This window comes from Xenorhabdus sp. TH1, assembly GCF_037260955.1.
Lineage (GTDB): Bacteria > Pseudomonadota > Gammaproteobacteria > Enterobacterales > Enterobacteriaceae > Xenorhabdus > Xenorhabdus griffiniae.
This window is the reverse complement of sequence record NZ_CP147734.1, coordinates 2,365,036-2,377,529: the sequence shown is the minus strand read 5'-3', so window position 1 is coordinate 2,377,529 and position 12,494 is coordinate 2,365,036. Positions and strand designations below refer to the sequence as shown.

The 12,494-nt window shown below is 41.8% G+C and carries 7 protein-coding genes; 5 read left to right on the top strand and 2 right to left on the bottom strand.

The annotated features are described in order from the left end of the window. Nucleotides 1-157 precede the first annotated feature (157 nt). A complete protein-coding gene (gene pepN, locus WDV74_RS10470) occupies nucleotides 158-2,776 on the top strand; it encodes an aminopeptidase N (RefSeq protein WP_338882712.1) in 2,619 nt (872 codons plus the stop codon). A 135-nt stretch (nucleotides 2,777-2,911) separates the two neighbouring features. Here pepN and WDV74_RS10465 read toward each other — a convergent pair whose 3' ends face one another. Beyond that, a complete protein-coding gene (locus WDV74_RS10465) occupies nucleotides 2,912-3,811 on the bottom strand; it encodes an IS982 family transposase (RefSeq protein WP_338882532.1) in 900 nt (299 codons plus the stop codon). Nucleotides 3,812-4,149: 338 nt separating this feature from the next. Here WDV74_RS10465 and pyrD point away from each other — a divergent pair, with 338 nt between their 5' ends. Both pyrD and WDV74_RS10455 read left to right on the top strand, forming a co-directional pair. Continuing rightward, nucleotides 4,150-5,160 (top strand): quinone-dependent dihydroorotate dehydrogenase, encoded by a 1,011-nt coding sequence (gene pyrD, locus WDV74_RS10460; protein WP_338882711.1) that lies wholly within the window; start codon nucleotides 4,150-4,152, stop codon nucleotides 5,158-5,160. 158 nt (nucleotides 5,161-5,318) lie between these two features. Beyond that, on the top strand, nucleotides 5,319-5,870 hold the full coding sequence (locus WDV74_RS10455; RefSeq protein ID WP_338882710.1) for a cell division protein ZapC: 552 nt from the start codon (nucleotides 5,319-5,321) through the stop codon (nucleotides 5,868-5,870). A 1,272-nt stretch (nucleotides 5,871-7,142) separates the two neighbouring features. Here the strand turns inward: WDV74_RS10455 and WDV74_RS10450 are convergent. Continuing rightward, on the bottom strand, nucleotides 7,143-8,255 hold the full coding sequence (locus tag WDV74_RS10450; protein WP_338882708.1) for a YcbX family protein: 1,113 nt from the start codon (nucleotides 8,253-8,255) through the stop codon (nucleotides 7,143-7,145). Nucleotides 8,256-8,393: 138 nt separating this feature from the next. Between WDV74_RS10450 and rlmKL the strand changes: the two genes are divergently transcribed. Both rlmKL and WDV74_RS10440 read left to right on the top strand, forming a co-directional pair. Continuing rightward, entirely contained in the window at nucleotides 8,394-10,529 is a 2,136-nt protein-coding gene (gene rlmKL / locus WDV74_RS10445) for a bifunctional 23S rRNA (guanine(2069)-N(7))-methyltransferase RlmK/23S rRNA (guanine(2445)-N(2))-methyltransferase RlmL (protein WP_338885587.1), read from the top strand. A 4-nt stretch (nucleotides 10,530-10,533) separates the two neighbouring features. Beyond that, nucleotides 10,534-12,444 (top strand): ABC transporter ATP-binding protein, encoded by a 1,911-nt coding sequence (locus WDV74_RS10440; RefSeq protein WP_338882706.1) that lies wholly within the window; start codon nucleotides 10,534-10,536, stop codon nucleotides 12,442-12,444. Nucleotides 12,445-12,494: the final 50 nt, after the last annotated feature.

Sequence of the window (12,494 nt, the reverse complement as noted above, 5' to 3'; positions counted from 1 at the left end):
GAGATGACAATTAGCACGAAAGTACTAATATGCTAATCACATTATTTATACCTTTATTTAATAAGTTATTAACATCTAAAAAAGAAACTTATTGATTGAAAGGAAAATTTCTCTATGTCAGCGTTTATGTTTTTAAAAGTAATGGAAAAGGTTCCCTATGACACAACAGCGACTCGTTAAACACCGTTTGGATTATAAAGCACCAGATTACACAATTACTAATATTGATCTTGATTTTGATCTGGATGCTGAAAAAACAACGGTGACGGCAATCAGTCAGGTAAAACGTCAGGTCAATGATATTACCCCACTGGTTTTGGATGGCGAAAATCTCACGTTAAAAGGTATCTATATCGATGATCAAGAGTGGGAGCATTATCAGGAACAGGATGGAAAGTTGCGGATTGAACAACTTCCAGCCCAGTTTACACTGAAAATTGTGAATGAAATTAATCCAGTAGCTAATACAGCCCTTGAGGGACTATACGTATCTGGTGATGCCTTGTGCACCCAGTGTGAGGCAGAGGGATTCCGTCACATCACGTATTATTTGGATCGCCCAGATGTTCTGGCTTGTTTTACTACTCGCATTACTGCGGATAAATCCAAATACCCATTCCTGCTTTCCAATGGTAACCGTATTGAACAAGGAGAGCTGGAAGATGGGCGTCATTGGGTAAAATGGCAGGATCCGTTCCCAAAACCTGCTTACTTGTTCGCATTGGTTGCGGGGGATTTTGATGTCTTGCGTGACACGTTTGTGACCCGCAGTGGCCGTGAGGTAGCACTGGAGCTGTTTGTTGATCGGGGCAACTTGGATCGTGCTGATTGGGCCATGACATCGTTGAAAAACTCAATGAAATGGGATGAAACCCGCTTTGGTTTGGAGTATGACCTTGATATCTACATGATTGTCGCCGTTGATTTTTTCAATATGGGAGCGATGGAGAACAAGGGATTAAACATCTTCAATTCCAAATATGTTCTGGCAAAAACGGAAACGGCGACTGACGAAGACTATCTTGCTATTGAAGCCGTGATCGGACATGAATATTTCCATAACTGGACCGGAAACCGTATTACATGTCGTGACTGGTTCCAGTTAAGCCTGAAAGAAGGGCTGACAGTATTCCGTGATCAGGAATTCAGTTCGGATCTGGGTTCACGTTCGGTTAACCGTATCAAGAATGTGCGAGTTATGCGTTCTGCACAATTTGCCGAAGATGCTGGCCCTATGGCTCACCCTATCCGTCCTGATCAGGTGATGGAAATGAATAACTTCTATACGTTGACCGTCTATGAAAAAGGCGCAGAAGTGATTCGGATGATCCACACCTTATTGGGGGAAGAACAATTTCAGGCGGGTATGCAGCTTTATATCCATCGCCATGATGGTAGCGCGGCTACCTGTGATGATTTTGTGCAGGCGATGGAAGACGCGTCAAATGTCGATTTGACCCTTTTCCGCCGTTGGTATAGCCAATCCGGGACACCTGTGCTGACTGTCCGCGACGAATATGATGCAGAAACGCAACAATATATTTTGCATGTCAGTCAAATGACATCACCAACAGCAGATCAGAAAGAGAAACAACCGCTGCACATTCCTCTGGATATTGAACTTTATGATGAACAGGGAAGGGTTATCCCGCTGCGTCGTCATGGTCAGCCTGTGCATCATGTTTTGAATGTTATTAATGCAGAGCAATCATTTGTTTTCGATAACGTTCCATCACGGCCTGTCCCTTCTTTATTGCGTGAGTTTTCTGCACCAGTGAAATTGGATTATCCATACAGTGATGAGCAACTTTCATTTTTAATGAAACATGCGCGTAATGAGTTCTCCCGTTGGGATGCAGCGCAGGCACTGTTAACCAACTATGTGAGGCTGAATGTTGTCCGTCACCAAAAATCCCTGCCACTGGAATTGCCAATGCATGTCATTGATGCTTTCCGTGCTGTATTGTTGGATAAAGATATCGACCCGGCTCTGGCTGCATTGATCCTGACCTTGCCGTCTGAAAATGAAGTGGCAGAATTGTTTACGGTGGTAGATCCTAAAGCTATCCATGATGTCATTCGTGCTATGACAAAAGCACTGGCCAATGAAATGGCAGATGAATTCTCTGCGGTTTATCACAGCCTCCAGACAGGCGTATACCGTGTAGAGCATAGGGATATTGCAAAACGTGATTTGCGTAATACCTGCCTCTACTATCTGGCCTTTATTGATACCAAAGAGTTGGCCGATAAATTAGTGGCGGCACAATATTATCACGCTGATAACATGACTGACAGCATCGCGGCCTTATCTGCGGCTGTATTTGCTGAATTGCCTTGCAGTTATCAATTACTGGACGAATTTGATAAGCAATGGCATCAGAATGGTTTGGTCATGGATAAATGGTTCAGGCTGCAAGCCACCAATCCAGCCTTCGATGTACTTGAGAAAGTGCGTGGTTTGATGCAACATCGTTCTTTCAGCTTGAGCAACCCAAACCGTGTTTATTCACTGTTGAGAATATTCTTTAGCAGAAATGCCGTGGCCTTCCATGCTGAAGATGGGAGTGGTTATCAATTCCTGGTGGAAGTGCTAACCGAGCTGAATAACCTAAATCCGCAAGTAGCATCACATTTGATTGATCCATTGATCCATTTGAAACGTTACGATGAAAAACGTCAGGCCTTGATGCGTGCGGCATTGGAACAGTTGAAAGGAATAGAGAACTTATCTGGTGACCTGTTCGAAAAGATTACCAAGGCACTTGAGAGTTAATATACGCATTAAACTTCAAGTTACAATTTACAACACGATATGAACCCTGATTTCTCCCCGCCTCGCGGGGAGAAATCAAACGCATCTTGAAGTTAGATTGGTATATGTAACATATTCTTTACGCGATGCTCGACTTTAACACCCTATAACGTTGGCTTGTTGAAGCCAGTCGCGTTGATTTTTACCTTGTTTAACATTGGCAAAAATACCCAACGTGTGAGAAAGCAGTTTTCTGGCAATTCGATTACTCAAATGCCACAAATCCCGTGCCCAGCACTTCTCGATAGCAAATTGTCCGGCGAGTTGACCAATCACGGTTTCAATTAAACGGCGTTTGGCGTTAATGATCCTTCTCGTTTTTCTGGGGAGGGGATCATCCATATTGGCTCGCACCGGGGTAATCATTTCAATACCCTCCACCCTCATTTCCTGCTTAAATTCAACGCCTAAATACCCTTTATCACCCAGCAAACAGCCTTTTATCGAGCCGAGCACATCCCAGATTGCTTCACGCTCACTGACACTGGCGGGCGTCAGTGTAAACCCGGTTACCACGCCGGTTTCGTCTATCATGAGATGTCCTTTGAAGCCGTAGTAAATTTCGTTTTTGGCGGCGCAGTACCCATAATCGGCTTGTCCTTTGAAGTTGGCACAGCCTTTTGCTCTTTTGAATCCACAGACGGGCAATGGAAATCCGTCGATAATATGTACCGGCCTGTCGAGCGCGCCCAATAACCTCGCCAGTTTTTCTTGCAGTTGTTGTTTAACAACCCAAAGATTCGAAATCTGTTTAGCGAAATTGGCGCGTGAACCCAGCCCCGGAAACCATTCGCGCCAGTGGCCATTAAAGTACGTCCAAATGCCTTTATCTGTTGAAAACCCTAAAAATTCACCCACCACTTCCATCGTGATAGCTTCTGCATCGCTCAGTTTAGGCGGATATCCCCGGCTTCTGAATCGCATACCTTGCTGTAACTGCGTTAAATTGTCATCTACCCAACAAAACACCCAAATGATAAAATCTTGCTGTGACATAGCCTTTTGTTCCTTTATTTCTCTATTTTTGACGACTTAAAGTTATAAAGGAGCGGCTATGTCATTTCAACTCATCATAAAAGTCGAGCATCGCGTTATTCTTTGGTTATTGCCGGAGATGAGATCGCATACAAACCCTGTTGTTGTTTTAAACGGGGTTTGTTTTTACCTGCTTATATAGAGAGGACTTTTTTGTTTACTCATATAATGTTAAATTAACGCCCTCTTCCTGCCACAACAACGCAGCAATTAATATGTATGGGATTGCGTATAACTCAAGATGTATAACTGACAATTCTCACGTAAAGACAATCATAAAGAACAATAGGTTAATTTAAATGTATTATTCTCTAGTACGGAAAGCGTTGTTCCAGCTTGATCCTGAACAGGCACATGAGCTGACTTTCCGCCAACTCAAACGTGTAGCCGGTACTCCTTTCGAATTTTTTATCCGTCAATCAGTTGCCACTAAGCCTGTTACCTGCATGGGGTTGTCCTTCAAAAATCCACTGGGCTTAGCTGCTGGTCTTGATAAAAACGGTGATTGTATTGATGCGTTTGGAGCAATGGGGTTTGGGTTTGTTGAAGTTGGTACAGTAACACCGCGCCCGCAAGCTGGAAATGATAAGCCGAGATTATTCCGGGTGATTGAAGCGGAAGGGATCATCAACCGGATGGGGTTCAACAATCTTGGGGTGGATAATCTGGTTGAGAATGTTAAGCGTGCAAAATATGACGGGATTATCGGGATCAATATCGGCAAAAATAAAGATACTCCGGTTGAAAATGGAAAAGATGATTATTTAATTTGCATGGATAAAGTTTATCCTCATGCAGGTTATATCACTATCAATATTTCTTCTCCTAATACGCCAGGCTTGAGGACATTACAGTATGGAGAAGCTCTGGATGATCTTTTGTCTGCGATTAAAAATAAGCAAAGCGAACTTCAGCAAAAGTACCAGAAATATGTTCCTGTTGCTGTTAAAATCTCTCCCGATCTTTCAGAAGAAGAATTAATAAAAATTGCTGATAGTTTAATGCGTCATCATATTGATGGAGTTATTGCAACAAATACCACATTGGATAGAAAGATTATCGAAGGTTTGAATCACTACCAACAGGCGGGGGGATTGAGTGGGCGTCCTGTGCAATTGCGTAGCACAGAGATTATCCGTCGCCTTTCGCAAGAATTAAAAGGTGAAATACCGATTATTGGTGTAGGGGGAATTGATTCACTTGTTGCAGCCAGGGAGAAAATAGAAGCAGGGGCTTCATTAATTCAGATATATTCCGGCTTTATCTATAAAGGACCAAAACTCATCAAAGATATTGTTAATCATATCTAAATATTTGCTGCAATTTGGGGGCAGGGGTTTATTTCTGTCCTCAACTCGTCTATATTTTGTCTTGTAGATTAAATTTTATCATTTATTTTTTACTTCTTATTTCGCTGACAATGCTTATTTTAACCAAAAAAGCTATTTTGAGCATAAAAAGGTAATCAATGAAAATTAGACCTGATGATCAGTGGCGCTGGTATTTTGATCATGAGCATAGTCGTGTCATGCTCGATCTCGCTAATGGCATGGTTTTTCGTTCTCGTTTCCCTGCCAAAATGTTGACTGATTACGCCGTTACAATGGAAGAAATGTCATTCTCAGTCGATGATGCCGCACTTTTTTACACTTTTGAAGAACATTCACGTCGTATCAACATGGCTCCTGCGTTCAGCGCTGAATTAGCTCTAAACGGGGTGGTTGCGTTACGTTTTATGAAACCGCAAATGCCTAAGAGCTGGTATTTCTCCCATTTTTCTTTGATAGAGAAACCAGAACACGGTGAAATTATTCAGCTTAAATTACAGGATAGCGGTACTGAAGCACTGTTTATGGTTGCAGAAGTGGGTGACAATGCCAGCTTGTGTTTATTGGCACAGCAAAAGCTAGAGATGCACAATCGTGTCATGAATTTTTGTGATCCCATTAAGGTTATGAATGATCGCATCATGCCTTATATCGAGCCAACTCAGTCATCGATATATCATAGGGCAATTTAGTGTCATCAGGCTGCTGCGTTCAGATATATTTATAGTATCAATCCGTTGATTTTGCTTTTCTCTATTTATCTGTGAAGTCACGGTTATCCACATCTTATTTCACATAAGCTATTCTATTGTTCTAAAAATAATTTATTTTCAACACATTAGGTCAATACTAAAAACCAATTTTTCCTTCAATGGGATTCGTTGTTTTGCCCACGGAAATTTATGCCAGACTAACCAAAAATTGGCTATAACCAGCATAGCAAGGATATTGACTCGGAAAGGCAGAGTAGTCACAAAAATAATGCATGTAAAGCTGCTTAGGATATCATTATGCAGGTATTATCGAATAACATGTAACAATCCTATTTTTTTATAGTTATCAGTAGATAATATTTAAATTGATAAACACGTGCAGGGATATACCAATCTAACTTCAAGATGCATGTGATTTCTCCCCGCGAAGCGGGGAAAAATCAGGTTTCATATCGTGTTGTAAATTGCAACTTGAAGTTTAATGCGTATAGAATTAATTTCTGTTCCTGCTTTATTTTTTTAGTAAACTAAAAAGAGGGTGGCCAAAATGAGGTAGGAAGAGTTTTTGAAAAATAAAAAGTGTTAATTTTTAAAGTGTTATACAAAAGATCACGAAAGAAAATCCCAATATAGCCAGGGTATGGACAGAAGAAGGTGCACGTGATGCTGTAGATCAGTATAAAAAATTTAGGTTTTTTATCTATAAATATAACGGAAAAGAAATAGCGCTTATTCCCTCTGTTGAAATAGATGAAATATGGCATCATCATATTTTAGATACTATAAATTATAAAAAAGACTGTGAAGATATTTATGGTTATTTTATTCATCATTCTCTATCCTCTGGGGCAGGTGTTCCGGCAGAGGGGCTATTAGAAACATTTGATGAGCGTTTTATGAAAACTCAACAACTTTATTTTGAAGAGTTTGGTGAATATATGTATGAGGTGGATTTTTTAAAATAAATTTAATTTCAATAACGATTGTGAATGTGTTATTCAAACATGATGGATAATTTGAATCAAGTGTATTTATTTACTAAAAATGCAGGGGAATATTCTCATTGTCCTCATATTTTGGATAAATTCATACCAAAATAGTTTTCACTCGTTACCAGCAGGTTAAAATAAGTGTTATACCAATCTAACTTCAAGATGCGTGTAATATCTCCCCGCGAAGCGGGAAGATATAAATAATCACATTGATTTACAAGCTGCAACTTGAGGTTGGATTGGTATACATCATTAATGTTTATCTTAGTTCAATGACTAAATCATTTTGAGGAATACAGCTACATGCCAGAATTTTTCCACTATCCTTAATGGATGTCGATTTTAGTGGCAATACGTCCCCTTTAACCAAAGATATCTTACAGGAGCCACAAATTCCGGCACGACATGAATAGGGAATTTGAATACCTTGATCTTCGAGTTGTTCTAAAATAATTTGCTGATTATTGCCAATAAAACGTTGTCCATTGAATTCAATAGTAACGGACTGTTGAACAATTTCCTTTATAGGTAAATGGGTTGCTTGTTCACCACTGCTATATTCGCGTGGCGTTCTCTTTTCCAAAATGGTAACACGATCCCCAACTCGAATAATGCCGCTGTCACGGGCAATGGCATTCTGTCCAAAATCAACCGCACCATTTTCTTTGGCTGTTCTGAAAGATTGCAGGGTAGCCAGTGGCTCACTTTGCGGATTTTTGCGGCCTTTCTCTGGACTGACTGTTGTCAAGATACAGCGACTGCACGGTTTTGGTAGATCAAAAACAATATCGCCGATTTGGATAGTTTGCCAGCTATCCTCTTCAAAAGGAGCGGCTCCCGTGACAATGATATTGGCCCGGAATTGCTCTATTTTAATACTGGCAGGACAGCGTTGTTGCAAAGCATGAAAAGAGGCTTCATTGATAATTAAATAGGGAAAACCATCTGCGAATGATAAAGAAATATCAGGGAATTTTTTAACTCGTCGTGTTAGTTCTTCACTGAGCCAGCGTAGTTGCACAGGTTTATCAAAGAAGCCACTGAGCCAACGATTCACCATATCGGGAGCGACTAACGCGGTAAAATGATTTCTCCAAACTTCAGTGGGGAGGCGCTCTTCTTTAAAATCATCGTAAAGTACAGTGATGCTTTCTCCATTTGGAGCCTGCAAATACAAACCGTTATGGAGCATAGTTGGAGTAAATAGCAGCATCTGCGGATATTGGCGGGCAGTAATAAAGGTGCCGTCTGTTGTGGTGATCATAAAATTTCGATCAAACATCAGGCCACTTTCCTGAACGAGAGAATGAGAAAGTTGTAATCCACGCATGGACTTGACTGGGTAAGTATAGAGACGCGATAGAGTTAACATCCATTATCTCCCAAATATTTTTGTCTTTACCAAAGCATTTTTAGCTTTATTGTGTCAGCAACTTTAGGACATGTCGAAGGTATTGGCTATAATGTGCCACAATTTTTTTGGTGGTGAACTTTTGTGATGATTAATAAGATGAACTCTCTCTTTGCCAGCACGGCACGTGGACTGGAAGAACTATTAAAGAACGAACTGGAAATTCTGGGAGCGCAATCCTGTAAGATTGCCCAAGGTGGGGTTCATTTTCAAGGCGATGATCGGGTGATGTATAAAAGTTTGCTGTGGAGCAGACTGGCATCCCGTATCATGATGCCGCTTAACGAATTTAAAGTTTATAGTGACTTGGATCTGTATCTGGGTGTCCAGTCCATTGACTGGAGCGAGATTTTCTCAGTTGATAGTACGTTCTCTGTGCATTTCAGCGGCACGAATGAGGAGATCAGAAATACACAATATGGCGCATTGAAAGTGAAAGACGCTATTGTCGATAGTTTCATGCGCAAAATCAAACAACGTCCTGATGTTGCTAAACAACAACCTGATGTCCGTATCCATGTTTTCCTGAATAAAGAGAAAGCCATCGTATCACTCGATTTGAGTGGAGATAGCCTGCATATCCGTGGCTACCGTGATCTGGCTGGACAAGCACCACTGAAAGAGAACCTTGCCGCCGCGATTATTTTACGTTCTGGCTGGCAGGCAGGAACACCAATGGTTGATCCCATGTGTGGTTCGGGAACGTTGCTAATCGAAGCGGCTATGATGGCGGCAGATTGCGCTCCTGGCTTGTATCGTCAGCATTGGGGGTTCACATCATGGTTACAATTCAATGAAACAATCTGGCGTGAAGTCACTACAGAGGCACAGGTCCGTTTCCGTAAGGGGTTACAGGAAACAACTTCCCGTTTTTTTGGAACGGATATTGATCGCCGAGTCATGGATATGGCACGTTCAAATGCTCGTAGGGCAGGAGTATCCCAATTGATCCAGTTCCAACAAGGAGATGCCAGCAAACTGGAAAATCCTTTGCCGGAAGGACCAGAGGGAACGGTATTAAGCAACCCGCCTTATGGAGAACGTCTTGAAAGTGAACCTGCACTGATCGCGTTGCATAGTGTATTTGGTCGCGTGATGAAAGCTCGCTTCCCTGGCTGGCGTTTATCACTGTTCAGTGCTTCGCCGGAATTGTTGGGTTGTTTACAATTACGCGCAGAGCGTGAATTTAAAGCTAAAAATGGTCCTCTGGATTGTATCCAAAAGAATTATGTCATCCAGAAAAGTGAACAGCTAGCGGATAAACCGCAGTCATTGGATATCGGTATCGCGGAGGATTATGCTAACCGTTTGCGTAAAAATGAGAAAAAAATCAGCAAATGGGCCAAGCAGCAAGGTATTGATTGCTACCGTTTATATGATGCAGATTTACCTGAATACAATGTTGCTGTTGATCGCTATGCCGATAAAATCGTTGTGCAAGAATATGCCCCGCCGAAATCTGTGGATGCCAATAAAGCCCGTCAACGTCTGTTTGATGTGATCAGCGCAACAATGAATGTGCTCAGCTTATCATCCAACCAACTGATCTTGAAAACTCGCCAACGTCAGAAAGGCAAAAGCCAGTATGAAAAAATGGCTGAGAAGCAAGAATTCCTTTTGGTTAACGAATATGGTGCAAAATTCTGGGTTAACCTGACCGATTATCTGGATACAGGGCTATTCCTTGATCACCGTATTGCCCGCAAAAAATTGGGTGAAATGAGCCGAGGCAAGGATTTTCTTAACTTATTTGCCTATACCGGTTCAGCGACAGTTCATGCAGGATTGGGGGGGGCGCGTTCGACAACCACGGTAGATATGTCCCGCACTTATCTTGAATGGGCAGAGAAAAATTTACAGGCGAATGGCTTAACGGGACGTCAGCATCGTTTGATTCAGGCAGATTGCCTGGGATGGTTAGCGCAGACCCGTGAACAATTCGATGTTATCTTTATTGATCCGCCAACATTCTCTAACTCCAAGCGAATGGAAAATACTTTTGACGTTCAGCGTGATCACATCGAATTAATGAAACAATTAAAACGTCTGTTACGTCCGGGTGGAACCTTAATGTTCTCCAACAATAAACGGGGTTTTAAAATGGATTTTGCTGAATTAAATAAGCTAGGTCTGGTTGCAAACGAAATAACAGAAAAAACGTTATCTCAGGATTTTGCCCGTAACCGTCAGATCCATAACTGCTGGTTGCTGCATCACGCTGGCGAGGAAAAATAACATTATGTCATTGATTAGTTTATCCGGTGCTTGCTTATCATTCAGTGATGCACCGCTGTTGGATAATGCTGAACTGCATATCGAAGAAAACGAAAGAGTCTGTTTGGTTGGGCGCAATGGTGCGGGAAAATCCACATTGTTGCGTGTATTGGCAAAAGAACAACCACTGGATGATGGCTTGGTTATTTATGAACAAGATCTGATTGTTGCGCGCTTACAGCAAGATCCTCCCCGTGACGTAGAAGGTACGGTGTTTGATTTTGTTGCGGAAGGGGTAAAAGAGCAGGCTGAATATATCAAAGCGTTCCACCATGTTTCGCGTTTGGTAGAAACCGATCCTAGCGAGAAAAATCTCAACCATTTGGCAGAGTTACAGGAAGTGCTGGATATCCGTGGCTTATGGTCATTGGATAGCCGGATTAGTGATGTATTAAAACAACTCTCCTTGCCAGCAGAAGCGAAACTTTCTTCATTGTCTGGTGGTTGGCTGCGTAAGGCAGCACTGGGCAGGGCGCTGGTTTGTTCTCCAAAAGTGTTGTTTCTTGATGAACCAACTAACCATCTTGATATTGATACTATCGAATGGTTGGAGAATTTCCTGAAAGACTTCAACGGTAGTCTTGTGTTCATTTCTCATGACCGTTCATTCATTCGCAATATGGCGACACGTATTGTTGATCTGGATCGCGGAAAGCTGACTTCATGGCCGGGAAATTACGACAAATATCTTGAAGGAAAAGAAGAAGCGCTGCGGGTTGAAGAGTTGCAAAATGCCGAATTTGACAAAAAACTGGCGCAGGAAGAAGTTTGGATCCGCCAGGGGATTAAAGCACGGCGTACCCGTAATGAAGGCCGGGTAAGGGCATTGAAAGCATTACGTGTGGAACGTGCTGAACGCCGCAATGTTATGGGAACAGCGAAAATGCAGGTCGAAGAAGCGACACGTTCCGGTAAGATTGTATTTGAAATGGAAAATGTGAATTACCAGATTGGTGATAAAACATTGGTCAAAAATTTTTCGGCTCAAGTTCAACGTGGCGACAAAATTGCGTTAGTGGGGCCAAATGGCTGCGGTAAGACAACATTATTAAAATTAATGTTGGGCGATCTGTCAGCAGACAGTGGCCGCATTCATTGTGGTACAAAACTTGAAGTGGCTTACTTTGATCAGCACCGTGCCGCACTGGATCCTGATAAGACGGTTATTGATAACCTCGCTGAAGGTAAGCAGGAAGTGATGGTCAATGGACGTTCCCGTCATGTATTGGGTTATTTGCAGGATTTCCTTTTCCATCCTAAACGGGCGATGACCCCTGTACGCGCGTTGTCTGGTGGTGAGCGCAATCGCCTGTTGCTGGCTCGTCTATTCTTGAAACCAAGCAACTTGCTTATTCTTGATGAACCGACTAATGACCTTGATGTTGAAACATTGGAGTTACTTGAAGAACTCGTTGATAGCTATACTGGAACGGTGATTTTGGTCAGCCATGATCGTCAATTTGTTGATAATTCAGTCACTGAATGCTGGATTTTTGAAGGCGATGGTGACATCAACAATTATGCAGGGGGATATTACGATGCCCAGCAGCAACGGGGACAAACTGTTTCCTTGCGTCAAGTTTCAGAAAAAAAGGTTAGTGTTGAAAATAAGTCGGTAAAGTCCAAAGAACCACTTAAACGGTCAAATAATAAGATAAGTTACCATTTACTGCGTGAATTAGAACAACTACCATTATTATTAGAGAAATTAGAAGAAGAGATAAATAAATTGCAATCTCAGGTCAGTGACCCTGAATTCTTCAATCAATCACATGAAATTACGCAAAATGTTTTGAATGAACTGGCAAATAAAGAACAAGAATTGGAAAAAACTTTTGATCGCTGGCAGGAATTGGAAATGATGAAAAATGGATGATAACTGTCGCATAAAAGAAACTTGTGGTTTTTGCTAAAGGAGAAACACGT